Raw genomic sequence first — 24,582 nt, 5'->3', positions numbered from 1 at the left:
CCACGAGTATGAATGTATGCCTCCCCGGCGGAGGCCGGGGTCCAGTTGGGAGACGTTGCTGACAAAGGACGTCCCGTCGTTACGACCACCTTTCCAATTGGGCCCCGGCCTCCGCCGGGGAGGTGCATTCTAAATGGTCGGGATGCCAGACCCCGATGCACCGGCGCGATAAGACCCGCGCTATCCTCGACATCGCAGCGGGGATCGCTACCTAGACGGCGATGGCACTCGACCCCCTTCCCGATCTCCAGCGCATCTTCGGCTTTCCTGATTTTCGTGGCGTGCAGCGCGATGTCGTCGACCGCGTGCTTGCGGGGCAGCGAACGCTGGCGGTGATGCCGACCGGGGCTGGCAAGTCGCTGTGCTACCAGTTGCCGGCGACGATGCTCGAGGGGACGTGCGTGGTCGTGTCGCCGCTGATCGCGCTGATGCACGACCAGCTGCGTGCCGCGACCGCGGTCGGGATCAAGGCGGCGACGCTGACGAGCGTGGATACCAATCGCGAGGAAACGATCGCGCGGTTCCGCGCGGGCGATCTCGATCTGCTGTATGTCGCGCCCGAGCGGGCCTCGAACGAGAGTTTCCGCAATCTGCTGTCGCAGGCGCGGATCAGCCTGTTCGCGATCGACGAGGCGCACTGCGTCAGTGAGTGGGGGCATGACTTCCGCCCCGACTATCGCCTGTTGCGCCCGTTGCTCGACAGTTTTCCCGACGTGCCGCGGCTCGCGCTGACCGCGACCGCGGACGCACACACGCGCGCGGATATCCTCGAACAGCTGGGGATCTCGCAGGACGGCTTGATCGTGTCGGGGTTCGACCGGCCGAACATCCGCTATGCGATCTCGGCGCGCGACAACGTCAACCGGCAAATTGCCGACATCCTCGAGAAGATTCCGGGGCCGGGGATCGTCTATACGCAGACGCGGGCCGCGACCGAGAAGCTCGCCGAGGCGCTGGGGCGGAGCGGCCGACCGACGCGCGCCTATCATGCCGGGCTCGATCCGCAGGTGCGCGCGAAGAACCAGGCAGATTTCGTCGCGAGCGAGGACATGGTGATCTGCGCCACCGTCGCGTTCGGGATGGGGATCGACAAGCCCGACGTGCGCTTTGTCGCGCATGCCGGGCTGCCGAAATCGATCGAGGCCTATTACCAGGAGACGGGCCGCGCCGGCCGTGACGGCGATCCGGCGATCGCGCATCTGTTCTGGGGCGCGGAGGATTTCGCGCGCGCGCGCCAGCGGATCGGCGAGGTCGAGCCCGAGCGCCAGGCGGGCGAACGCCAGCGGCTGACCGCGATGGGCGGGCTGGTCGAGACCGCCGGGTGCCGGCGCCGCATCCTGCTCAAGCATTTCGGTGAGGAGCGGCTCGAGGATTGCGGCAATTGCGACAATTGCCTCGGCAATGTCGATGCGGTCGACGCGACCGAGACCGCGCGGAAATTCCTGTCGGCGGTGTTCCGGACCGGGCAGATGTTCGGCGTCGGCTATATCGAGGGGATCCTGACCGGGGTGTCGAGCGAGCGCAGCCTGATGAACGGGCATGAGGCGTTGTCGGTGTACGGGATCGTCGAGGGCGACGAGGTGGCGCTGTTGAAACCCGTATCGCGCGCGCTGATGCTGAAGGATGCGCTGCGGACGAACCCGCACGGCGGCCTCGAATTCGGGCCGGCGGCCAAGGCGATCCTGAAGGGCGAGGCGGCGCTGTCGGTGATCGTGCCGCCCAAGCGCGAGCGACGGCGCAAGGCTGCACCGGGGGCCGTGCCGAACCCGGTCGACGATCCGCTGTTCGAGGCGCTGCGCGTATGCCGCCGCGATCTGGCGAAGGACGCGGGCGTTCCACCCTATGTGATCTTCCACGATTCGGTGCTGCGTGACATGGCGGCGCAGCGACCCGCATCGCGCGCGGCGCTCGCGGTGCTATCGGGCATTGGCGCGCGCAAGCTCGACGCCTATGGGGATGCCTTTCTGGCAGTTATCCGCGAGTCCGCATGATCCGGCACATCAACGAAAGCATTTCGGTCGCGCCGCAGATCGCGGTCGAGCAGGTCGCGGACATCGCCGCGGCGGGGTTCAAGACGATCGTCAACAATCGCCCCGACGACGAGGATGCGGGCCAGCCTTCGGGCGAGGCGATCCGTGCGGCGGCCGAGGCGGCAGGCCTGAACTATGTCGCGATCCCGGTGACGCATGCGGGCTTTTCGCATCCGCAGATCGACGCGATGACCCAGGCGCTGACCGAGGCGAAAGGCCCCGTCCTCGCCTATTGCCGGTCGGGCACGCGGAGCTGCAATCTGTGGGCGCTGGCCGCGGCAAAGGCGGGGCGCAATCCCAACCTGCTGCTCGCGCAGGCCGAGGACGCGGGCTATGACCTGCGCGGGATCCGCCCGACGCTGGACGCGCTCGCAGGGCCGCGATGATCCCGATCGCGCTCGGCCCCGCGGTGATCGGGGCCGCGGTCGCGGCATTGGTGGCGTCGGTCGGTGGTATCGGCTGGGCAACGGCCCGGAAACGGCGCGTGATACGGATCGAGACCGCCGAGGAAGCCGCCGAGGCGGCACAGGCGCAACTGCCGGGCTTTGCCGTGTCGGGCGCGGTCGTGGGCGCCGATGGGCGCGGCGCGCTCGCGGTCGCCGATGATGGCCGTGTCGCCGCGGTCAAGCGTGTCGGCAAGCGGATCGCGGTGCGCGAGGTCACCTGGCGGACGGTGCGCGCGACGCAGGAGGGAATCCTCGTCGAGACCGGCGACCGGACGCTTGGCGCGGTGATGCTCTCGCGGGTCGACGTGCTCGATATCCGGCGGCTGGCTCCCAGGAACATCGGCGTCTAGCGGCCACCCTGCCGGCACCGCGATCGACACGCAAAAAAAGACCCGGTGCGTTGTGCGCACCGGGCCAGGTTGTCCGCAGGAGGAACATCGTGGGTGCGGGCTCGGGCGGCCCGCTACCGAACTGGATCAGTTATAGGCACGCTCGCCATGCTCGCCGATGTCGAGGCCCTCGACCTCGACTTCGGGCGAGACACGCAGGCCGGTGACCGCCTTGGCGATCAGGATCGCGATCACGGTGCCGACCGAGGCCCAGATGATCGTGACGAGAACCGCCTGGATCTGCACCAGCAGCTTGGCACCGATCGCATAGTCGGCCGCACCCGGGCCACCCAGCGACGGCGCATAGACCACCGCGGTGCCGATCGCGCCGACCATGCCGCCGATGCCGTGGATGCCGAACGCGTCGAGCGAGTCGTCATAGCCGAGCAGCGGCTTGATCTTCGACACCGCCATGAAGCAGATTAGCGAGGCGATCGCGCCCAGCACGATCGCACCGAACGGGCCGGAATTGCCCGCCGCCGGCGTCACCGCGACCAGCCCCGCGACGATGCCCGAACAGAAGCCGAGCGCCGAGCCCTTGTGACCCGACAGCCGCTCGGCGAGCATCCAGAACAACGCGGCCGACGCGGTCGCGACGAAGGTGTTGATCATTGCCAGTGCCGCCGACCCGTTCGCCTCGAGCGCGGAGCCGGCGTTGAAGCCGAACCAGCCCACCCAGAGCAGCCCGGTGCCGATCCCGGTCATCACCAGCGAATGCGGCGCCATCGGCTCCTTGGGATAGCCGATCCGCTTGCCGAGCATCAGGGCTGCGACCAGCGCGGAAACGCCCGCGTTGATGTGGACGACGGTCCCGCCGGCGAAATCGAGCGCGCCGGCCTTGAAGAAATAGCCCGACGCGGCCCAGACCATGTGCGCGATCGGGAAATAGACGATCGTCAGCCAGACCAGGCCGAACACCATCACCGCGGAGAATTTCATCCGCTCGACGACCGAGCCCAGCACCAGCGCGATCGTGATCGCGGCGAAGGTCATCTGGAAACAGACGAAGACATATTCGGGAATCTCGACGCCTGCGGTGAACGTCGCCGCCTGCGAAGCCGGGGTGATCCCCTTGAGGAACGCCTTGTCGAGGCTGCCGATGAAATTGCTGAGCAGCGGATTGGTCACGTCGGGACCGAAGGCCAGCGTATAGCCCCACATCACCCAGATGAGCATCGCGAGCGCTGCGACCGCGCCGATCTGCGTCATCGTCGAGAGCATGTTCTTCGACCGGGTAAGACCGCCGTAGAATAGGGCGAGACCCGGCAGGATCATCATCAGGACGAGGATCGTCGAGGTCATCATCCAGGCGGTATCACCCTTGTTGACGGTGGCGACGACGGGCGCGGCCGCGGGTGCGGCGACCGTCTGCGCAAAGGCGGGCGCGGCGGCGACCAGCGCGGCACCGAACCCCAGAACCGCCGCGGCGGCTGTCTTCATGTCATGCTTCATCGTGTCCCCCTCCCCTCAGAGCGCCGAGTCGTCGGTTTCGCCGGTGCGGATGCGCACCGCCTGGCTGACGTCGACCACAAAGATCTTGCCATCGCCGATCGCGCCGGTGTTGGCCGATGCCTGGATCGCCTCGACCACGCGGTCCACCAGGCTCGTCGCGCACACGACCTCGACCTTGATCTTGGGCACCATGTTGGTCGTGTATTCGGCACCGCGATAAATCTCGGTCTGACCCTTTTGCCGGCCGAACCCCTTGACCTCGGTGACCGTCATGCCCGCCACGCCGAGCGTGGTGAGCGCTTCGCGCACCTCGTCGAGCTTGAACGGCTTGATGATGGCAATGACGAGTTTCATCGCGCCCCTTCCCCTTGTTACGTCGAACACAACGCAACGACCGTGCCAGTTTACCGGCAGGGTGCGGGACGGGGCGGGGACGGGGTGGAGGACGGGGTGTCGGGCGCGCCGGGCCGCTAGAAACTGTGCAGCGCGGGACGATTGCCTCAAAAACGGGCAGCGCGTCGCCGGACGATTTTCCGGTCAGCGGTCGGGAATGATCGCGCGTGCCTCATCGAAATCGTCGGCGTCGACCATCACGCGGACCGGGATCAGCAGATCGCTGCCGTCGCCGATCGCCATGTCGCCGTCGAACACGATCGCGGCAATGCCCTCGCTTTCGAGCCGGCCGGCGATGATCAGCGCCTCGTTGCGGCTGTAGCGGCCAAGCTCGGCGAGACTCATCGGGCTGCACCGGGCGCGACGGTCGGCACGCGCGTCGGCAGACCGTCGATGCTGCGCGGATGCTCGGCCCATTCGGCGAGCCGTTCGGCGTCGCTCTGCCCGGCGTGATATTTGGACAGAGTCTGGCGTTCGCGATCGAGCGTCATGACGGGCACGCCCCAACCGCAGCTCGTCTGCACCTGATCGACCGCGATCTCGAAGATCTGCCGGGTCCCCGGCAAGGGCGTGAACTGCGCATAGAGCGCGTCCCAGCGATCGTCCTGCGGCAGCACCGCGGTGCCGTGCCCATAGATGCGGAAGATGAGCGCGGGACGGTCGAACGCGCAGAACATGATCGTGATGCGTCCGTCGGCGGCGAGATGTGCATTGGTCTCGTTCCCAGAGCCGCCGACGTCGAGATAGGCGACGGTGCCAGCGTCGAGCACGCGGAAGCTGTCCATGCCCTTGGGGCTGAGGTTGATCCGCGCACCCTCGGCCGCGGTCGCGACGAAGAACACGGGCTGGCGTTCGACGAACGCGCGGTGCGCATCGGTAAGGGCGGGGAAGAAGTCCATGGCAACACCCTATCAGGACCACCGCTCAGACGCGAACGGTGAACCGCTTTTCCAAGCCACTGAAAACGCGGTTTGCGAATCGGTCGCAACGCTATTGCAAATCAGTCGCGACAACAGTAGCGAGCCGGAAAGGGGTTTTTCATGTCCGATCGTCGCTTCGCCCGCCTGCTGCTCGCCGGCACCATTCTCACGGCCGCGCTGTCCGCAACACCGGCTTGGGCCGGGTCCGTGTCGGAGGACACGACCCCCAACGCGTCTGTGGCAGCCGCAACAAGCCTCGACGAATCCGACGCGTCCGAGCCGCAGGATCACGGCGTGATCGTCGTGACCGGCGAGAAGGCGACGACGATCGCGTCGTCGGGGACGAAGAGCGCGACGCCGATCGTCGAGACCCCGCAGTCGATCAGCGTGATCAGCGCCGCCGACATTGCCGGGCTGGGGCTGCAGAACCTCAATCAGGCGCTGCGCTTCGTCGCGGGCGTGACCCCCGAGACGCGCGGCGCATCGGCGGAAGTGTACGACCAGTTCAAGCTGCGCGGGTTCGACGCACCGGTCTATCTCGACGGGCTGCGCCAGTTCGGCAGCGCGACCGGCTATGCGGTGCCGCAGGTCGACGTGTCGCGGCTCGATCGGGTCGAGATCATCAAGGGCCCGGCCTCGGTGCTCTACGGCCAGTCGAGCCCCGGCGGGCTGGTCGCGGAGTCGAGCAAGTTGCCGCTCGACCGCGCCCTCTATGGCGCGGTCAGCGGCACCTATGGCACCTATGACCTGTACCGCGTCGACGCCGATATCGGCGGGCGCGCAGGGAACGACGTGCTGTGGCGCATCTATGGCAGCGCGAACGGCGCCGACGACCAGCAGACCCAGGGTCAGGGCAAGCGCGAGCGCCAGACGATCTCCGCCGCGGTGACCGCAGGCGCGAACAGCAGGACGAGCTTCACGCTGCTCGGCGCCTATTCGCACGATCCCTATAACGGCAATTACGGCGTCTTCCCCGCGCTCGGCACTTTGATCGACAACCCGGCGGGCAAGATCTCGACGAAATTCTACGGCGGCGAGCCGGGGGATTTCTTCAGCCGCGAACAGGCGGCGCTGACCTATATCTTCAACCATGATTTCGGCAGCGGCTGGGCGCTGCGGTCGTCGGGTCGCTATCAATATGTGAAAAGCAATCTGGGGATCGTCTATACCGGCGGGCCGGCGCTCGATCCGTTTGCGACGGCGCCGACCGTCTATGGCCGCTACTCCTATTCGACGCGCGAACAGCTGAACAACTGGACGTTCGACAATCAGCTGACCGGCAAGGTCGTCACCGGACCGCTGACGCACAGCCTGTTGTTCGGCGCCGATCGGCAGGTCGCGCATTCGGCCGGACTCTCGGCCTTTGGCGGCGCGTCGCCGATCGACGTCTTCAACCCGGTCTACGGGACGATGCCGACACCGCAGTCGCCGTTCGAGGTCGCGGGCTACGCCTTTGACGGCAGCCTGGCCCGCGTCGATTCGGCCAATGTCCGCCAGCGTCAGCAGGGGATTTATGCGCAGGACCAGATCGCGGTCGGCGGGCTGCGCGTGACGCTGAGCGGCCGCCAGGACTGGGCCCGCCAGGAACGCAACGGCAAGGCGCAGAAAGACGAGAAGTTCACCTGGCGCGCGGGTGCGCTGTACCTGCTGCCGTTCGGGCTGGCGCCCTATGCAAGCTACTCGACCTCGTTCCAGCCGGAGAATGCGGAACTGCGCGATGGCAGCCCCCCGAAGCCGTCTCTCGGCAAGCAGATCGAGGCGGGGGTGAAATATCAGCCGACCGGCACGTCGATCCTCGTCACCGCAGCCTGGTTCCGGATCGAGCAGACCAATGTCGTCGTGTCCTATCCCGATTTCACGGCGGAGCAGATCGGCAAGGTCCGGTCGCAGGGTGTCGAGGTCGAGGCGAGCGCGCCGCTGCCCTACGGCTTCAACGCCAAGCTCGCCTATAGCCGCCAGCGCGTGAAGAAGGTCGAGGACGTCGTTGCCGCAAATATCGGCCTGCCGCTCGCGACGGTCGGGCGCGGCGGGATTTCGGCGAACCTCGAATGGGCACCGACCGAGGGGCCGGCGTCGGGCTTTGCGATCGGCGGCGCGGTGCGGCACGTCGACAAGACGTATGCCGATTTCTATTCGGACGGCGTCGCGCGCTATTCACCCGCCTATACGGTGTTCGACGCGCTGCTGCGTTATGATCTGGGCAAGCTCAGCCCGCGGCTCGCCAATGTCGATCTCGGCGTCAACGCGACCAACCTGTTCGACAAAAAGTATCTGACGAGCTGCTTCGCCAACTATGCCTGGTGCTGGTACGGCAACCGCCGCACCGTGCAGGCAACGATCGGGTATCGCTGGTAACGGGCCGCTCGACCCTGCGGTTTATGCGCAGGTCGATGGCACATCTTGGCGTGTCGGCCGTTCAGCGGTCCGAACGCATCCGTTCCGGATGCCGTCCAGCATAGGAGTTTAGCATGAACACGACGACCTTGAAGGGTGAAGGCCAGGATCTGCTCGGTTCGGTAAAGCAGGCAGCAGGCAATGCGACGGGCGACAGCTCGCTCCAGGCCGGCGGCGTCGCCGACCAGATCGCAGGCACTGCGAACAAGGCGATCGGCACCGCGACCGACACCGTCGCGCCGCTCGCCGACAAGGCGCGTGCGTTTGCCAAGGATCGTCCGTTCGCCACCGCGGCGCTGGTCGGTGTCGTCGGCATCGCGCTGCTCAACACGCTGCGCGGCAAGTGATCAACCGGGGCCGCGTCCGCGCGGCCCCGCTGGTCGGAGGATCCCGGCGGTGTCGGCGCGGAGCGAACGCCCTGTGACCCGACCCGCCGGCCTCTGGATCGGCACCAATCGCGGCGGGCTCCATCCGCTGCGACACGGCGTTGGCTGGTCGACCGGCACGCCCTATCCTGACGCGATAAACGTGTCCTTCGGCGTCCATTCGCCGCGCCATGACCTCCATTATCTCGTCGACGAGCGCGATGACGGCGCGATCGGCGTGTATCGCGCGACCGCCGACGGATGGCGACAGATCGCCCGCGTGACGGTCGATGGGGACGCGCCCTGTCATCTCGCGCTGAGTCACGACCAGACCCTGCTCGCCGTCGCCAATTATGCGAGCGGGAGCGTGTCGGTCCTGGATCTCAATTCAGACGGCCTGCCGATCGCGCCAGCGCACGTCTTTGCCCATGAAGGATCGGGTCCGAACCGCGAGCGTCAGACGAGCCCGCATGCACACTGGGTCGGGTTCGACGCCGAGGATCGCTGGCTTTATGCAACCGATCTGGGGACGGACGAGATCCGCGCCTTCGCGGTGGCGCCGGCGCCGCGCGGCAACCGTGTCCGGGCGGCCGGAACAGCCTTTCACGCACCAGCGGGATCGGGGCCACGCCATCTGCTGCTGCATCCGCAGGTGCCGCGGGTGGCGTATCTTGCCAACGAACTTACGAACACGCTGACCGTTTTGGTCGGCGGCGAGGGTCGGTACTCGGCGGCCAGGACCGTGTCGACGCTGCCGGAGGCGTATGAAGGTCCGAGCATCGTCGCGCATCTGGCGATCAACGCGGCGGGGGACCGGCTTTATGTCTCCAACCGCGGGCATGACAGCATCGCGGTCTTCGCGCTCGACGCGAAAGGCGACCCGCGGCTGATCCAGCATGCACCGGCGGGGGCGGCCTATCCGCGACACTTCGTGCTGCTGGAGGACGAGGGCCTGATGGTCGTCGCGAACGAGAAGGACGAATGCGTGACGCTGCTGCCGATCACCGCGGACGGGCTGCTCGGGCCGCAGGTCGCCCGGGTCGCGGTTCCGGGGGCGGCGTTCGTCCTGCCGCTCTAGGCTGCGCGTCTGCGCTCAGCGATAGGCGAGCGTCCAGCCGGGCGGCAGATAGTCGGTCGACATGTAATAATAGAAGAGGCAGCTGCCATCGGCGCGATAGGTGCCGCCCTTGACGAGGCCGAGTGCGACCTGCCCTTCGAAAACCGGCGCACCGCTGTCACCCGACTTGCACGTCGGCCCCTCGACCGCGACCCAGGTCGGCAGGCATGCGCCGCCGCACAGATCACCGGCGGGGGCGAAATCGACCATCGCGACCGGCGCGCAGCTATAGCCGGTACGCTCGCCGCGGTGACAGACGAAGTCACCCGCGCGCGTGCTGGTCCGGTTACGCCATGTCGCGACGGTCCTGAGCTTGGTCTTGGCGGTATCGGCAAAGAAGGCGGGCAGCCGTGGCGCGGTCCCCGGCAGCGCGGGCGCCCGATTGATCTGGACGTCCTGATACCCCCAGCCCCATTGGCCGACATAGGGCAGCGCGATCGCCCGCCGCTCCGTGCCCGCCGGCGGCCGCCCGACATAATCGAGCGTGTCGGGACAATGCGCGGCGGTGGCGATCGCATCCGCGACGCCATCGGTGACGACGAATCCCGTCGTGCAGACATAGCGCCGGCCGTCGACCGTCCCGACCACCCGCCCCCCGCCCGCGACGTCCGGCATCACGGTCACGACGTCGGCAAGCGCGGTCGTTGCGGCGAGGATCCCGGGCGCCGTGGCGCCCGGCGTGGCCGTTACGCTCGTCTGAAGCGCCATCGGCAGCATCGGGCGGTCACTGGCTTCGATCCGCACGGGAACGCCGGTCATATCGGCGAACTTCGCGGTAAGTGCGCCATCCCGGTCGAGCGCAAGGTCCGCGGTCGCGACCATCACGACGAGCGTGCCGGTCCGCTGATCCGCACCGATGCCGGGGGGATGCGGAAGCGCGGCGCGGATCGCCGCCTGGAAGGTGCGGATCTGGCCGAGGATCCGGTCGAGCGTCGCCGCCGCGCCGGTCCGGAACACCAGCGGGACGCTCATCCCCCCCGCCTCGACGACGCGGTCCGCGACCGGGTCGGTGCCGGTCAGAAGCACCACGATCCGGTAGGCCGGGTCATGCTCGACCGCGATGCCCGCGAGTCGATCCGCGAATTCGCGGCGCAGCGCGTCGGTGACGGGTATCGTCGCCGCCTGCGCCCGCATCCGGTGGAGCGCGACATCGAGCGGCACGCCGAACCGCCGCGCATATTCCGCCGCGTCCTGCATCGCCGCATCGACGGGGAGCTGGAGCTGGGGGGCATCGACCGGGACCGGGACCGGCGTCGACACTGACGCGATCGGTGATGGCACGGAAGGTGCGACACTGGTCTGTGCCGCGCCAGCCGGCGTCGCGAACCCCAATCCCGCAGCCAGCATTCCGGCCAGCCCCGCCTGCATCCATTTCGCTGTCATGATCGGCAAACGTCCAGTTTCCGGGGCCAGCACCGGGTCGCGGACCGTGCGCCACGACCGCCCCTGACCCCGACCCCGCCTAGCGCACCGGCGCGGTGTCGCGCGAGACGGATTTTAACGCGCGTCGCGCGCACGCCCGCGCGGGATCGCCGCCATTGTGCCCTAGGTTCGGCGGTGCAGCACTGCGCTGCGATTACAAAGGAATGCCACAGTGACTCTTGCTTTACCCGCCCGACATTTCTCGCCGGCCCCGCGGCCCGCAACCGCGACCACAGCCGGGATCGCGGCCCCCGCCCCCACCCCGCCGCTATTCGCGCTCGACCAGCTCGAGGTGACGTTCGACCCGCAGGCCGACACGCTGTGGACCTATATGCGGCCAAGGACGCGGCCGAGCTTCAACCCCGCGCTGCTCGCGGACTTTGGTCAGTGGCAGGCCGATATCCACAGCGCCCACACTTCCGGGGCGATGCCAATTCGCTATCTCGTGCTCGGCTCGCGGTTCCCCGGCGTCTTCTCGCTCGGCGGTGATCTCGACCTGTTCGCACAGCATATCCGTGCCGGTCACCGCGAGGCGCTGGTCCAATATGGCCGTGCCTGCGTGCGGATCCTGCATCGCAACCTGCGCGGCCTCGACCTGCCGATCGTCACGATCGGGCTGGTCGAGGGCGATGCGCTGGGCGGCGGGTTCGAGGCGCTGCTGTCGTTCAACGTCGTCGTCGCCGAACGCGGCGCGAGCTTCGGGCTTCCCGAGACCGTGTTCGGGCTGTTCCCCGGCATGGGGGCGCACTGCTTCCTGTCGCGGCGTCTCGGCGCGGCGCGGGCCGAGCAGATGATCCTCAGCGGGCGCAACTACAGCGCGGAGGAGCTCTATGATCTGGGTATCGTCCACGCACTCGCCGACCCCGGCCAGGGCCGCCGGGTGGTCGAGGACTATATTCGCCAGAACCGGCGTCGCCACAGCGGGCATTGCGCGATCTACGAGGCGTCGCGCGCGGTCAATCCGCTGACGCTCGACGAGCTCGAGGCGGTGGTCGACCTGTGGGCGGACGCCGCGCTGCGCCTCAGCGAGGGGGATCTCAAGCTGATGCGGCGGCTCGTCGCGGCGCAGACCCGTCTGCTCGACAAGCCGAAAGGCTGACGGACATCGCCCCCGGCCCTCAGGACAGCGCACGCATCCTGGGGGTTTCGTCGGCAAGCAGGTTCGCCACCTGGCTTGCCGACATCGGGCGCGCGAGCAGGAAACCCTGCACCGCGGTGCAGCGGGTGCGACGCAGCTGCGCGAGCTGGGTCGGCGTCTCGATACCCTCGGCGACGGTCTGCATGCCGAGCGTTGCGGCCAGATCGACCACCGTCTGGATGATCGCCATCGACGCGGGATTGTCGTCGAGCGCGGTGATGAACGACCGGTCGATCTTGAGAGTCTGGAACGGGAATTTGGTGAGATAGCCGAGCGACGAATAGCCGGTGCCGAAATCGTCGAGCGTGGTGCCGACCGCCATCCGGTTGATCGCCGACAGCGCCGCCAGCGATGCGTCGATATCGTCGAGCAACACCGATTCGGTCACTTCGAGATCGAGCCGTCCCGGCGCGAGCCCGCTGGCGTCGAGCGCGTCCTTCAGCACCTTGGCGAGCCCGGGCGACAGGAGCTGGATCGGCGACAGGTTGACCGCGACGCGCACCGTGTCCGGCCAGTCCAGCGCGTGACGGCAGGCCTCGCGCAGCACCCAGGCGCCGATCTCGACGATCAGCCCGCTCTGCTCGGCGATCGGGATGAATTCGGCGGGCGACACGCTGCCGTGGCACGGGCTGTCCCAGCGCAGCAGCGTCTCGCACGACAGGATGCGATGCGTGGCCAGATCGAAGATCGGCTGGAAGGCGAGCCACAGCTCGCCGCGCGCGATCGCGCCGTGCAGGTCGCTGGTCAGCGCGCGCGTCCGTTCGATCTTCTCGTCCATCACCGGTTCGTAGAAGCAGAAGGCGCCCCGGCCGCTTTCCTTGGCGCGGTAGAGCGCGAGATCGGCGTGTTTGAGCAGCGTGTCCGCGTCGCCCCCGTCGATCGGTGCGATCGCCACGCCGAGCGAGGCGCCGACCGTCAGCCGGCGTCCGGCATAGGCCACGGGCTGTGCGACGAGGTCGAGGATGTGATCGGCGATCGTGCGGGCATCGTCGCGCGCGCCGATCGCGCAGACGACCGCGAACTCGTCGCCGCCCAGCCGCGCGACGATCGCGTCGCCGGCCGCCCCGATGGTGCCGCCATCGGTGACGAACGCGGTCTGGAGCCGCTGCGCAACCTCGGTCAACAGCACGTTGCCCGCCAGGTGACCGAGCGAATCGTTGATCTCCTTGAACCGGTCGAGATCGATCCAGTGGATCGACAGGAGCTCACCGGTCGATTCCAGCCGATGCAGCCGCCGCTCGAACCATTCGCGAAATGCGGTGCGGTTGGCGACCCCGGTGAGGTCGTCGCGCCGCGCGAATGCGGCGTGATGTTCGGCGAGCGCGGTCTTTTCACTCGCCGCGATGGTCGCGCCGAGGATGGCCTCATAGGTCTGCAGCGTGATGTCGATCATCGCCAGCACGAACAGGATGATGACGACCGCGAGCATTGCGTTGAGCGGCTCGCCCGACAGAAAGAGCCCCGCCGCGAGCGGCAGCGACGCGAGGCAGAGCTGCGCGAGCGCGATCGTGGGCCGGCCCGCATTGCGTCCGGCAATCCCCGCCGCATAGCCGATCGCCGTCGTCACCGAGAGGAGATGAAGCACGCCGTCCGCGGTCCGGGTCAGCGTCAGCAGCCCGAACATGCCAAGCAGCGCGGAAAAGGCGAAGGCGCCGATGCGGTAGTAAAACTCCCATTGTCCTGCCCGCGGGCGCTCGGCGGAACCCCGATCGACAGCAAATACGTCAGCGGCCTGTTGATCGGGCACGCGCTGGACGATGCCGATGATCCGGAGTGCAGCGACCAGCCCGATCAGCACCGCGAAGCCGGCAAGCCAGCGATCGCCACTGGTGACGGCCACGACCGTGGCGATACCCGTGCTCGTCAGCGCACCGATCACCAGCGACTTGGGTGAGGCATAGAGCGAGGTGACCAGAGTCGCCCGGACGTCCGCGGCGACCGCGTGATCCGAGTGGCGAAGCTGCCTCAACCGGGTAATGAAATGCGTCATGGCACCTTCGAACAGACTGTAACCGTAGGGTAAAGCGGTTAAGCAAACGCTACGATCCCGCGCGCGGGCGGTTCGCCGCAATGGGGTTCAGCTTCGACCGGGTGTCCGCTAGCAGGGATAATGATCCCAATCGCACCGCGTTCCGATACGCCTGGCCTGCTGGCCGCCCTTGCGCTGTGCGCCATGCTCGCCGGCTGCGGCACGACGCGCTATCGCCCGGTCAGCGACTATCCGGTCAAGATCGGCCGCCCCTACAGCGTGCGCGGCACGACCTACCGCCCCGCCGATCTGCCGGCCTATGACGCGGTCGGCATGGCGAGCTGGTATGGCCGGGAATCGGGCAACCAGACCGCGAACGGCGAACGGTTTCGCGTGAAGGGCATTTCTGCCGCGCATACCGTCCTGCCGCTGCCAAGCTATGTCGAGGTCACTGCGCTCGACACCGGCCGGACGATCCTGCTGCGGATCAACGACCGCGGGCCGTTCACGCCCTCGCGGCTGATCGACCTGTCACGCGGCGCCGCCCGGCTGCTCGGTATCGAGCGCCTTGGCCGGGCCGCGGTCCGCGTCCGCCGCGTCGAGCCCGACGCCAAGGACCGCGCGCGGTTACGGGCCGGCAAGCCCGCATCGGCGAGACCCGATGCCTCGCCCGACGAACTCGCCGCGCTGCGCGCGCGGCTGACGGATCAGTCCTTCCAGGCCCAGTAGAGCTGTGCCGGGGGCACGTTCCACCATTCCATGTCGTGATCGATCGATTCGAAATGCGGGGTGAGGAAGTCCTTCACCTTCGGGCTGAACTGATAGACCAGGAACGCGCCGCCGCTGCGCAGCACCGAATGCGTGCCGGCGGCGATCGCCGGACCGACGCCGGGGGGCAGCGTCGAAAAGGGCAGGCCCGAAAGGACATAGTCGGCCGATTCGAAGCCGTGATCGGCGACGATCTTTTCGACATCGGCCGCCGATCCGAGCACCGCCGAGAACCGCGGATCGGTGATCGTGTGGCGCAGATAGCGGATGAAATCGGGGTTGGTATCGATCACGATCAGCGTCGCGTCGGGCGCCATGCGGTCGAGAATCGGGCGGCAGAAAGTGCCGACGCCAGGTCCGTATTCGACGAACACCTTGGTGTTGTCCCAGTCGACCCGGCCGAGCATCTTGCGGATCAGCTTGTCCGAGGACGGCACGATCGAGCCGACCATGACAGGGTGTTTCAGGAATTCGGTGAAGAACATCTGCCACGGGGAGGGCACGCCGGCGGGGCGGGTGCGCGCGCGCCGGGCGGCTGTGGTCGGACTGGGCATCGTGTTCCTTACGATCAGGGATCCCGCGCGCACGCGAGGCTTTGAGCCCCCCGTCGCACGGATTCCAAACGTGTTTCAAGGCCTGCGGGTTGCATCACGCGACGAACCGCGCCGAACGCGACCAGTGCCCGGTGCCGCAACCCGCGCTTGCCAACCCCCGGGCTTGGCTTAAGCATTGGGCATGCACGACGATCGGACGGGCCAAACGGCGGTCATTTTCATGTCGAACCGTAACGGCACCGACCCCGCCGGCTATGCCGCGGCCGCCGCCGCAATGGAGGCGCTGGCCGCGACGCAGCCCGGCTATCGCGGGATCGACAGCGTGCGCGACGAAGCCGGGCTGGGGATCACGATCAGCTATTGGGCGGACGATGCCGCGGCGATCGCGTGGCGCGACGATCCCGACCATAGCGCGATTCGCGAGCGCGGGCGGGCGCTCTGGTATGACCGCTACCGCGTCACCGTCGCACGGGTCGAGCGCGACTATGACTGGGCGCGGCCATGACCGGCATCGATCGCGACGATGCGCGGATCGATCGTCGCTTCGCGCTGATGTTCCTCGTCATGCTGACGATCGCGGCGGGCAATACCGCGCTGCAATCGGTGCTGCCCGCGCTCGGCCGGTCGCTGGGCGTCGCCGACAGCGCGGTGGCCGGCGCGTTTTCGGTGTCCGCGCTGCTGTGGGTGATCGCCGCGCCGTTCTGGGCGAACCGGTCCGACCGGCATGGCCGCCGCGCAATGATCCTGCTCGGCATCGGCGGGTTCAGCATGTCGCTGACATTGTGCGGGCTGTTCCTGATGGCTGGGATCAACCACTGGATCGGCGGGACCGCGGCGTTCGGCTGCTTCATCGCCGGGCGGCTGATCTATGGCGCGTTCGGGGCCGCCGCCCCGCCCGCGGTGCAGGCGCTGGTCGCGGGCGAGACGACGCGCGCGGAACGGACCCGCGCGCTGACCCTGCTCGCTTCCGCCTTCGGGCTCGGCACGATCCTGGGGCCGGCGATTGCGCCCTATCTGATTCTCGGGTCGGTCGGCGGACTCGAGGTGGGGCTGGCGGGCCCCGCCTTCCTGTTCGCGCTGTTCGGCGTGGCGGTGTGGATCACGGTGCGGCGGATGCTGCCCGACGACCGGATCGTCGCGCCGCATGACGATACGCACGGGGCGAGTTTGGCCTATCCGTCGATCGGCGGCGCGCCGAGCGGGGCGTCGGTCACCGCCGCGACCCAGTCGCATGTCGAACAGGTCGGCTATACCGATCCGCGCATCCGTGCCTGGATGATCGCCGGGCTGGTGATGGGGCATGCGCAGGCGATGACCGGGCAGGCGATCGGGTTCTTGGTGATCGACCGGCTCAACCTTGCGCCCGCACTCGCGCTCGAGCCCACGGGGATCGTGCTGATGATGGGCGCAGGTGCAGCGCTGCTCGCGCAATGGGGCATCATTCCGCGGCTCAACCTGACCCCGCGCCAGCTCGTGCTGACGGGGCTGGTGCTGGCGGCGGCGGGCACCGCGCTGACGGGGATCGCGACCTCGCTCTACACGATCGCGACCGCCTATGCGCTGGCGAGCCTCGGCTTCGGCTTCACGCGGCCGGGCTTTACCGCGGGCGCCTCGCTCGCGGTCGGCGCGAATGCGCAAGGGTCGGTCGCGGGCAAGGTGACCAGCATCAACGGCGCGAGCTTCGTGCTCGGGCCGTCGATCGGGGTCGGGCTGTACGAGGCGCAGCATTCGCTGCCCTATCTGGTCGCGGGCGCGGCGTGCGTGGTGTTGATCGGCTATGCCTGGGCGACGCTGAATGAGGCGAAGGACGCGTCGGGCGGCTGACCCGAGATTCATCAGGCAGCGGCTCCGCTATTTCGCCGACATTCCGATGCAGTACAGAAGCAGCGGAACCCCGATCAAGAGGATCATCAGTAACAAGTTCATCTGGATCAGTCGGTTGAGCCATTTCGGCTGCCCAGCGGAGTCCCGATCGGCCTCTTCCTTCGAATAATCCTCGACGATTTCCATATCGAATTGCTTCGAAAAGAAATGCCTGGGACGCATCCGCAACGAGGTTTTCGGGGATAGGGCGTCTTCATCGACGTCGCGGCGCGCTGGCGAGTGATCGCCAGATTCAGAGGCTGGGCCTGACATTGCGTGGTTTCCGTATATTCGAGATCATGGGCGTGCAGCGCACGTCCCAAAGGTCAGATCGAATAAAGCCCGAACTCGAGCGGCCTATAGCCGCGAGCTCGGGCTAACCCCGTGCGGCGAGTTGGCCGGCGTGGTCGAGGAAACGCTTATGTGTCGCGGATGCGTACATGAAAGTTACATTGGACCCGTGCCCGGTAATGTCAACACATGGCACAAGATCAGGGCCATTCGGCCAGTCGACTATAGACCGCCGAATGGAACCATGCTGGCGGTAGCCCCTCTCCCGTCAAGGAGAGGGGCGATGATCACGCCGCGCCTTTACTGGGGAAGGCGAAGCCGATCGGCTGGATGGCCGTCGCGTCCTGTTTCAGGCGAGCCGCCATCTGCTCATACTCACGCTCGGTTTCGGGCGTGACGCTGGCGCGCGACTCTTTCAGCGCATTGTCGAAATCGGCCATCGTCACGTCGGTCGAATCGATCGAGCGACGCAGCGCGATCATCCCTGCGCGGCGGACGACGTCCTCCAGATCCGCGCCCGAGAACCGGTCGGTGCGGTCCGCGAGACGATCGAGATCGACGTCGGACGCGAGCGGCATCTTCTGCGTCTGGATGCCGAGGATCCGGCGGCGCCCCGCTTTGTCGGGCACGCCGACATAGACGAGCTCGTCAAACCGCCCCGGGCGAAGCAGCGCCGGGTCGATCAGATTGGGCCGGTTGGTCGCGCCGATCACGACGACCGACTGGAGCTCCTCCAGACCGTCCATCTCGGCAAGGATCGTGTTCACCACACGCTCGGTCACCTGCGGCTCGCCCGCCCCGCTACCGCGGGCGGGCACCAGCGAATCGAGCTCGTCGATGAAGATCACGCAGGGTGCGACCTGACGCGCGCGCTGGAACAGTCGTGTGATCTGCTGCTCGCTCTCACCATACCATTTGCTGAGCAGGTCGGACGATTTGGTGGCGATGAAGTTCGCCTCCGCCTCGCGCGCGACCGCCTTCGCAAGCAGCGTCTTGCCGGTGCCGGGCGGGCCATAGAGCAGGAAGCCCTTGGCCGGGCGGATGCCCAAGCGGCGGAACGCGTCGGGATTCTTGAGCGGAAGCTCGACGCCCTCCTTCAGCCGCATCTGCGCATCGTCGAGCCCGCCGACATCGGCCCAGCGCACGGTCGGCGCCTGGACCATCACTTCGCGCATTGCCGACGGCTGGACGCGTTTGAGCGCGCCGAGGAAATCCTCACGCGTGACCGACAGGTCGTCGAGCACCTCGGGCGGGATCGTGCGCTCCTCGAGGTTGAGCTTGGGCATGATCCGCCGCACCGCCTCGATCGCCGCCTCACGCGCCAGCGCTGCGAGATCGGCACCGACAAAGCCGTAGGTCGTGCGCGCCAGCTCGTCGAGATCGACCCGGTCGCCCAAAGGCATGCCGCGCGCATGGATGCCAAGAATCTCGCGGCGGCCGCGCTCGTCGGGAACGCCGACGACGATTTCACGGTCGAACCGGCCGGGACGCCGCAGCGCCTCGTCGATCGCCTCGGGACGATTGGTTGCGGCGATCACGACGAGATTGGCGCGTGCCTCCAGCCCGTCCATCAGCGTCAGCAGCTGCGCGACGAGACGCTTTTCCGCCTCGCCCGACACCTGCCCGCGCTTGGGCGCGATCGAATCGATCTCGTCGATGAAGACGATCGACGGTGCGGCCTTGGCGGCCTCCTCGAACACCTGGCGCAGCTTGCCTTCCGATTCGCCATAGGCCGACCCCATGATCTCGGGGCCGTTGATCAGGAAGAACTGCGCGTCGGATTCGTTGGCGACCGCGCGCGCGAGCCTCGTCTTGCCCGTGCCGGGGGGGCCGTGCAGCAGCACGCCCTTGGGCGGATCGACGCCGAGGCGCTGGAACAGCTCGGGATAGCGCAGCGGCAGCTCGACCATCTCGCGCAATTGGTCGATCGTCTGCGCCATGCCGCCAATATCGTCATAGGTGACGTCGGCGCGGCGTGCGTCCTGCGGCTCCTCATATTCGGGGCGCAGCTCGATCTCGGTATTCTCGTCGATATGGACGACGCCCTTGGGGCTGGCGGCGATCACCGCGAGGCGGATCTCCTGCAGTGCATAAGCGGGCGCGTTCATGAACTGCTGGACGCCCGCGGGCATGTTGCCGACGCGCTGATGCCCCGCGGTCGCGACGATGTCGCCCTGGCAGATCGGCCGGCCGAGGAATGTGCGCTTCAACGCGTTGGTCGAGCCCTGAAGCCGCAGATTCTGCTGTGCGGGCGCGAAGACGACGCGCGTCGCGGGCTTCGATTCGGCCTTGCGCACCTCGACGAAGTCGCCCGAGCCGACGCCCGCATTGGCGCGCTGGAGCCCGTCGATGCGCAGGATGTCGAGCCCCTCGTCCTCCGGATACGGCCCGACCGCACGCGCGGGGGTGTTCTGCTTGCCGAGGATCTCGATCACGTCGCCCTCGCCGATGCCGAGCGTCGCCATCAGCGCGCGCGGCAGATGCGCCAAGCCGCGGCCGCTGTCCTCGGGACGCGCGTTCGCCACCTGGATTTTCCGCGTCGGGGTTTCGCTATCGGGCATCTCGACTCCTTCAAACTCGAAGCGTGTCAGATGGGGGGCCGCCGCCGGGCTTGCGAGGACTTGAAAAGACAAAAAAAGGGCCGGCCAATGAAGGCCAGCCCATGAAAGTTTTTAGGAGAGGATGCCTGAAAGGCGAGGTCTTTTTGCGTCGAGGCGGTTCATGTTGCAAGTGCGAATGGATCCGCTACGATTGCGCTAACTGCAATCGTAGGCTTCAATGCGGCCAATGATGCGGATCACATGCATCGAGTCGGATAAGGGAGTCGGGGAGGAATCATGCGGAGGCTGCCGCCACTCGGGGCTATCGAGGCGTTCGTCCAGGTCGCGCGGCTGGGCTCGATCAAGGCCGCCGCGGAGGATCTGGCGCTGTCCGCGCCCGCGCTCAGCCGACGCGTGCAGAGCCTCGAGCGGTTCATTGCCAAGCCGCTGTTCGCACGCCGGCACCAGGCGATGGTGCTGAACGCCGACGGCGAACGCCTGCTCGCGCAGATCGCGCCGGTGCTCGATTCGCTGTCGGATGCGGTCGAGTCGATGACCAGCACGACCGAGGTGCTGCGGCTGCGGCTCGGCATCCTGCCGCTCTATGCGTCGCAGAAGCTGTTCCCGCGACTCGGCGAACTGCGCGCGTCGCATCCCGAACTGCATCTCGACATCGATACCGCGGCGCATCTGGTATCGCGGCTGGGCGACGGGCTGGACGCGGTGATCGCCCTGTCACGCGAGATCGATCCGGCCTTCTATGCGCGGCGGCTCGATCGCAATTCGGTCTATGTGATCGGTGCGCGCACGCTGCTCGACCGCGCCGATCCGATCACCCGACCCGAACAGCTCTCGACGCTGACCGCGCTGGTCCACCGCGACATGACGGATACGTTCACCGCGTGGCGGACGGCGGCTGGGCTCGACGATATCGAGCCGCTGGCGATCGATCATTTCGATTCGGGGGCGCTGATGCTCGAGGCGGCGGCGCAGGGGCTGGGCGTCGCGTTCATGCATGCCAGCCATTTCGAGGATGCGAATGATCCGCGGCTCGTGCGGCTGTTCGAAATCGAGGTGGAGAGCCCGTACAGCTATTGGTTCGTCTGCCGCCCGCGCGCGTTGCAGGCCAAGCCGGTCAAGCTGTTCCACGACTGGCTGATCAAGACGCTGGCGGAAGTTTAGCGAGGCGCAGCCTCCGCTCGGATACCGGATGTACGGTTGAGAGAGGATCAGGGTAGCAACCGCGACGCGCTTCTGACTTGAAGCGCGTTGCGGCTAAGCCTCGCCGTCGGACGGAGCTTTGCTCCGCCGGCCGGCTTCGACTGTCTCCGACGCAGCTTCGCTGCGCCGGTGCAGTCTTCAGCTCAGGCTGCGCGGGCCTTCACGATCTTGCCGGGTGCGCGCGGCGGCTCGCCCTTGGGGAGCGCGTCGATCAGCTCCATGCCGTTGGTGACTTCACCCCAGACGGTGTACTGCTTGTCGAGGAAGCGCGCGTCGTCGAACACGATGAAGAACTGCGAGTTCGCCGTGTCGGGCTGGTTGGTGCGCGCCATCGAGCACACGCCGCGGACATGCGGCTCGGCCGAGAATTCCGCCTTGAGGTTCGGCTTGTCCGAGCCCGACATGCCGGTGCCGGTGGGATCGCCGCCCTGCGCCATGAAGCCCGGGATCACGCGGTGGAACACGACGCCGTCATAGAAGCCGTCATTGGCCAGCTCGACGATGCGCTCGACATGCTTCGGGGCCAGATCGGGGCGCAGCTTGATCGTCACGTCACCGCCGTCGAGGGTCAGCGTCAGCGTTTCGGGGGTATCGGCCATTGGGTCTTCTCCTGAATTGATGCGCGGCAGATAGGGATCCACCCCGCGACTGGCAAATGCATGCGCAGCGCGTTAGGGCCCAAGCGCACGCTTTTAAGGGAGGCAGCCATGAGCGAACTCGAGCTTCCCGAGGTCGAAACCGAGACCCAGCCCGAAACGCAGCTCGATCGCGACGACCGGTTGCGGCCCGAATTCGTCCGCGCCGTGCTCGACGCGGTCGAGGACGGCGACAATGCGGCGGCACGCGCGCTGGTCGAGCCGCTGCACCCCGCCGACATCGCGGATCTGTTCGAGCTGACGCCGCAGGAGGATCGCGCGGCGCTGGCGCGCGCGGTCACCGACCTGCTCGACGGCGACGTGTTCGCCGAGATGAACGATTATGTCCGCGAGGATCTGATCGACGCACTCGAGCCGCACCAGGTCGCCGACCTCGCCTCCGAACTCGATACCGATGACGCGGTCGCGATCATCGAGGACATGGACGAGGACGAGCAGCGCGCGGTGCTGCGCGCGCTCGATCCCGACGATCGCGCCGCGATCGAGGAGGCGCTGAGCTACCCCGAGGAATCCGCGGGCCGCCTGATGCAGCGCGAGCTGATCGCGGTGCCCGAGCATTGGACCGTCGGCGACGCGATCGATTATCTGCGCGGTCACGAGGAGCTGACGACCGATTTCTGGGAAATCTTCGTCGTCGACCCCGCGCACAAGCCGATCGGCACGTGCCAGCTGTCATGGATGCTGCGCACGCCGCGCGGGATTGCGATGGCCGATGTGATGAAGCGCGAACAGACGCTGATCCCGGTCGACATGGACCAGGAAGAGGTGGCGCTCCGCTTCCAGAAATATGCGCTGATCTCCGCCGCGGTGGTCGATCATGGCGGCCGGCTGGTCGGCATGATCACCGTCGACGACATCGTCCACATCATTTCCGAAGAGGCGGGCGAGGATACGCTGCGTCTGGCAGGGGCTGGCGACGGCGACATCAACGAACCGATCCGGCTGACGGTGCGGACGCGCTTCACCTGGCTGGTGGTCAATCTGGGCACCGCGATGGTCGCGTCGTCGGTCGTCGGGCTGTTCCAGGGGACGATCGCGAGCTTCGCATTGCTCGCGGTGCTGATGCCGATCGTATCGGGGATGGGCGGCAATGCCGGGACGCAGACGCTCGCGGTCGTGGTCCGCGCGCTCGCAACCAACCAGCTGACGAGTTCGAACACCAAGCGGATGATCGTCCGCGAATTCCGGATCGCCACGGCCAATGGCGTCATGCTGGGCACGCTGATCGGGCTTGGCACCTATGTGATCTTCCGCAACACTGATCTGTCGATCGTGATCGCCGCGGCGATGCTGACCAACAACATCACCGCAGGGCTTTCCGGCGTGCTGGTCCCGATCACGCTCGACAAGTTCCGGATCGATCCGGCGGTCTCGTCGGCGGTGTTCGTGACGACGATGACCGACACGATGGGGTTCTTCTCGTTCCTCGGCCTTGCCAGCCTGTGGGGGCTGCACGGTTGACGCTCCGGTTGACTGGCGCGGATTAGCGCCCATTTCCAGACGGATGCCGCTTCACCTCACCAAAGTCGCGTTCGGCGCGGACAGCGTCGACCATCTGGCGGAGCGCCTGCGGCTGCGCGGTGAGGAGGGCCCCGTGTTCCTGACCACCCGCTACCTGCCCAAGCGACACGAGGAGGTGGCGGGGCCGGTCGGCGAAGGCGGTTCGATGTACTGGATCCTGAAGCACCAGCTGATCGCGCGGTCGCCGATCCTGGGCTTTGGCGAGGCGGAGGGCGGACGAGTCGCGATCCATATCGATCCCAGACTGGTGCTCGTTCAAGCGCGGCCGAAGCGCGCACATCAGGGGTGGCGGTATCTGGAGGGCGCCGATGCGCCGCTCGATCTGGGCGGCGACGCGACCGGGCTCGACATCATGCCGCCCGCGCTGATGACCAAGCTCGCCGAACTCGCGCTGATCTAGCCTGCGCGCCTAGCGGCCGCAGATCACCGGGCCGGTCGCGGCAGCGCGGACCGTGCAGGCGGCGGTGCCCGCGACCGTGACCGAGCCCGCACCGCCGTTCGTCACCTGCGCGGTGCGGCGCGCCGAGGCGCGGGTTTCGCCGACGCCGTCCTGCATGACGACGAGATCATCGACGGCAAGTGCGGTCGCGTCGATCAGCCCCGGACCACTGACGGTCAGACGCGCGCGCGCACTGCGCCCTGCCAGCGTCATCCGCCCCGTGCCGATGACGGTGGCGTTCAGCTGGTCCGCCTGCGTATCGTTCACCGCAAGGCTGCCCGCACCGCTGACCGCGAGATCCAGCCGCAGCCCCTTCATGCGATCGATCGTCAGCCGCCCCCCCGCCACGACGCTGGCAAAGGCAAGACGCGGGGTGGACAGCGTCACGATGACCGGGCGCTGCGCCCCCATCTCGGGGCGCTCGCCCCAGCGGCTCGTGCTCCGCCGGACCGACAGCGTCGCACCGTCAACGCGGATGTCGACCGCCTCGGTCGCATGCGGATCCCCCGAGACCTTTGCGCCGGGCGATCCCGTGACGAGGCGCACGTCGAACGGACCGTCGATCCGGACCCGCTCGAAGCTGCCCACCGACACGCTACGATCGGCCGCGGCTGCGGCAACGGGACAGGCAAACAGGAGCGGCAGGACAAGAAAACGGATCATCGCCAGATCGTTGCCGCTTCGGCGCACCGAC

At 67.5% G+C, this 24,582-nt stretch carries 24 protein-coding genes; 13 read left to right on the top strand and 11 right to left on the bottom strand.

Translation table 11 applies throughout. The annotated features are described in order from the left end of the window. Positions 1–221: 221 nt before the first annotated feature. The 3 genes from recQ to J3A66_RS11590 are packed head-to-tail and all read left to right on the top strand — an operon-like array spanning position 222 to position 2,826. On the top strand, positions 222–1,991 hold the full coding sequence (gene recQ, locus J3A66_RS11600; protein ID WP_209569016.1) for a DNA helicase RecQ: 1,770 nt from the start codon (positions 222–224) through the stop codon (positions 1,989–1,991). Then, positions 1,988–2,416: a TIGR01244 family sulfur transferase gene (locus tag J3A66_RS11595; RefSeq protein ID WP_209569014.1), complete on the top strand. Its 429-nt coding sequence runs from the start codon at positions 1,988–1,990 to the stop codon at positions 2,414–2,416. Before recQ ends, J3A66_RS11595 begins: the two co-directional genes overlap by 4 nt. Further along, on the top strand, positions 2,413–2,826 hold the full coding sequence (locus J3A66_RS11590; protein ID WP_056406723.1) for a hypothetical protein: 414 nt from the start codon (positions 2,413–2,415) through the stop codon (positions 2,824–2,826). The genes J3A66_RS11595 and J3A66_RS11590 overlap by 4 nt, the downstream gene beginning before the upstream one ends. Positions 2,827–2,952: 126 nt before the next feature. On the opposite strand, the gene J3A66_RS11585 is transcribed toward J3A66_RS11590, so the two are convergent. The 4 genes from J3A66_RS11585 to J3A66_RS11570 form a co-directional block, all read right to left on the bottom strand. Then, complete coding sequence (locus J3A66_RS11585) at positions 2,953–4,305, bottom strand: ammonium transporter (protein WP_244648458.1); 1,353 nt, start codon at positions 4,303–4,305, stop codon at positions 2,953–2,955. A gap of 27 nt (positions 4,306–4,332) precedes the next feature. After that, entirely contained in the window at positions 4,333–4,671 is a 339-nt protein-coding gene (locus J3A66_RS11580) for a P-II family nitrogen regulator (protein WP_031439291.1), read from the bottom strand. Between the two features lie 183 nt (positions 4,672–4,854). Beyond that, complete coding sequence (locus tag J3A66_RS11575; RefSeq protein WP_056406720.1) at positions 4,855–5,055, bottom strand: DUF2007 domain-containing protein; 201 nt, start codon at positions 5,053–5,055, stop codon at positions 4,855–4,857. After that, on the bottom strand, positions 5,052–5,609 hold the full coding sequence (locus tag J3A66_RS11570; RefSeq protein ID WP_031439289.1) for a pyridoxamine 5'-phosphate oxidase family protein: 558 nt from the start codon (positions 5,607–5,609) through the stop codon (positions 5,052–5,054). Before J3A66_RS11570 ends, J3A66_RS11575 begins: the two co-directional genes overlap by 4 nt. Positions 5,610–5,750: 141 nt before the next feature. On the opposite strand from J3A66_RS11570, the gene J3A66_RS11565 reads away from it, so the two are divergent. The 3 genes from J3A66_RS11565 (at position 5,751) to J3A66_RS11555 (ending at position 9,467) form a co-directional block, all read left to right on the top strand. Beyond that, the gene (locus J3A66_RS11565; RefSeq protein ID WP_209569012.1) at positions 5,751–7,985 is read left to right on the top strand and encodes a TonB-dependent siderophore receptor; all 2,235 of its coding nucleotides are present in this window, start codon (positions 5,751–5,753) and stop codon (positions 7,983–7,985) included. Between the two features lie 113 nt (positions 7,986–8,098). Next, on the top strand, positions 8,099–8,371 hold the full coding sequence (locus tag J3A66_RS11560; RefSeq protein ID WP_031396253.1) for a CsbD family protein: 273 nt from the start codon (positions 8,099–8,101) through the stop codon (positions 8,369–8,371). A gap of 73 nt (positions 8,372–8,444) precedes the next feature. Beyond that, positions 8,445–9,467 (top strand): lactonase family protein, encoded by a 1,023-nt coding sequence (locus J3A66_RS11555; RefSeq protein WP_209569010.1) that lies wholly within the window; start codon positions 8,445–8,447, stop codon positions 9,465–9,467. A gap of 15 nt (positions 9,468–9,482) precedes the next feature. Here the strand turns inward: J3A66_RS11555 and J3A66_RS11550 are convergent, their stop codons facing one another. After that, positions 9,483–10,889, bottom strand: coding sequence for a hypothetical protein (locus J3A66_RS11550; RefSeq protein ID WP_209569008.1), 1,407 nt, complete (start codon positions 10,887–10,889; stop codon positions 9,483–9,485). Positions 10,890–11,100: 211 nt separating this feature from the next. Here J3A66_RS11550 and J3A66_RS11545 point away from each other — a divergent pair, with 211 nt between their 5' ends. Beyond that, positions 11,101–12,027, top strand: coding sequence for a crotonase/enoyl-CoA hydratase family protein (locus J3A66_RS11545; RefSeq protein ID WP_348634042.1), 927 nt, complete (start codon positions 11,101–11,103; stop codon positions 12,025–12,027). 19 nt (positions 12,028–12,046) lie between these two features. On the opposite strand, the gene J3A66_RS11540 is transcribed toward J3A66_RS11545, so the two are convergent. After that, the gene (locus J3A66_RS11540; RefSeq protein WP_209569006.1) at positions 12,047–14,056 is read right to left on the bottom strand and encodes an EAL domain-containing protein; all 2,010 of its coding nucleotides are present in this window, start codon (positions 14,054–14,056) and stop codon (positions 12,047–12,049) included. 183 nt (positions 14,057–14,239) lie between these two features. Here J3A66_RS11540 and J3A66_RS11535 point away from each other — a divergent pair, with 183 nt between their 5' ends. After that, on the top strand, positions 14,240–14,764 hold the full coding sequence (locus J3A66_RS11535; protein ID WP_244650092.1) for a septal ring lytic transglycosylase RlpA family protein: 525 nt from the start codon (positions 14,240–14,242) through the stop codon (positions 14,762–14,764). Here the strand turns inward: J3A66_RS11535 and J3A66_RS11530 are convergent. Beyond that, entirely contained in the window at positions 14,743–15,357 is a 615-nt protein-coding gene (locus J3A66_RS11530; RefSeq protein WP_031394390.1) for a methyltransferase, read from the bottom strand. The genes J3A66_RS11535 and J3A66_RS11530 overlap by 22 nt on opposite strands. Positions 15,358–15,538: 181 nt before the next feature. Between J3A66_RS11530 and J3A66_RS11525 the strand changes: the two genes are divergently transcribed. Together J3A66_RS11525 and J3A66_RS11520 are read left to right on the top strand one after the other, a co-directional pair. Beyond that, complete coding sequence (locus tag J3A66_RS11525; protein WP_031441002.1) at positions 15,539–15,862, top strand: antibiotic biosynthesis monooxygenase; 324 nt, start codon at positions 15,539–15,541, stop codon at positions 15,860–15,862. Continuing rightward, entirely contained in the window at positions 15,859–17,181 is a 1,323-nt protein-coding gene (locus J3A66_RS11520; protein WP_209569004.1) for an MFS transporter, read from the top strand. Before J3A66_RS11525 ends, J3A66_RS11520 begins: the two co-directional genes overlap by 4 nt. 27 nt (positions 17,182–17,208) lie before the next feature. Here the strand turns inward: J3A66_RS11520 and J3A66_RS11515 are convergent, their stop codons facing one another. Both J3A66_RS11515 and J3A66_RS11510 read right to left on the bottom strand, forming a co-directional pair. Then, entirely contained in the window at positions 17,209–17,493 is a 285-nt protein-coding gene (locus J3A66_RS11515; protein WP_166746529.1) for a hypothetical protein, read from the bottom strand. Positions 17,494–17,798: 305 nt separating this feature from the next. After that, complete coding sequence (locus J3A66_RS11510) at positions 17,799–20,072, bottom strand: CDC48 family AAA ATPase (protein ID WP_209569002.1); 2,274 nt, start codon at positions 20,070–20,072, stop codon at positions 17,799–17,801. A 276-nt stretch (positions 20,073–20,348) separates the two neighbouring features. Here J3A66_RS11510 and J3A66_RS11505 point away from each other — a divergent pair, with 276 nt between their 5' ends. Next, positions 20,349–21,233 carry a LysR substrate-binding domain-containing protein gene (locus tag J3A66_RS11505; RefSeq protein WP_037530034.1) on the top strand — a complete coding sequence of 295 codons (885 nt, stop codon included), beginning with the start codon at positions 20,349–20,351 and terminating at the stop codon, positions 21,231–21,233. A 182-nt stretch (positions 21,234–21,415) separates the two neighbouring features. Here the strand turns inward: J3A66_RS11505 and J3A66_RS11500 are convergent, their stop codons facing one another. Continuing rightward, positions 21,416–21,871, bottom strand: a complete 456-nt coding sequence (locus J3A66_RS11500) for a peptidylprolyl isomerase (RefSeq protein ID WP_056406711.1) — start codon at positions 21,869–21,871, stop codon at positions 21,416–21,418. 108 nt (positions 21,872–21,979) lie between these two features. Between J3A66_RS11500 and mgtE the strand changes: the two genes are divergently transcribed. Together mgtE and J3A66_RS11490 are read left to right on the top strand one after the other, a co-directional pair. Next, positions 21,980–23,389 carry a magnesium transporter gene (mgtE, locus tag J3A66_RS11495; protein ID WP_031440994.1) on the top strand — a complete coding sequence of 470 codons (1,410 nt, stop codon included), beginning with the start codon at positions 21,980–21,982 and terminating at the stop codon, positions 23,387–23,389. Positions 23,390–23,432: 43 nt separating this feature from the next. Beyond that, the gene (locus J3A66_RS11490; RefSeq protein ID WP_031396430.1) at positions 23,433–23,849 is read left to right on the top strand and encodes a DUF1489 domain-containing protein; all 417 of its coding nucleotides are present in this window, start codon (positions 23,433–23,435) and stop codon (positions 23,847–23,849) included. Between the two features lie 9 nt (positions 23,850–23,858). Here the strand turns inward: J3A66_RS11490 and J3A66_RS11485 are convergent, their stop codons facing one another. Further along, positions 23,859–24,551 (bottom strand): DUF2807 domain-containing protein, encoded by a 693-nt coding sequence (locus tag J3A66_RS11485; RefSeq protein ID WP_209569001.1) that lies wholly within the window; start codon positions 24,549–24,551, stop codon positions 23,859–23,861. Positions 24,552–24,582 lie beyond the last annotated feature (31 nt).

This window comes from Sphingomonas sp. PvP018 (assembly GCF_017876865.1).
Taxonomy (GTDB): domain Bacteria; phylum Pseudomonadota; class Alphaproteobacteria; order Sphingomonadales; family Sphingomonadaceae; genus Sphingomonas; species Sphingomonas aerolata.
This window is presented reverse-complemented; position numbering and strand designations above follow the sequence as displayed.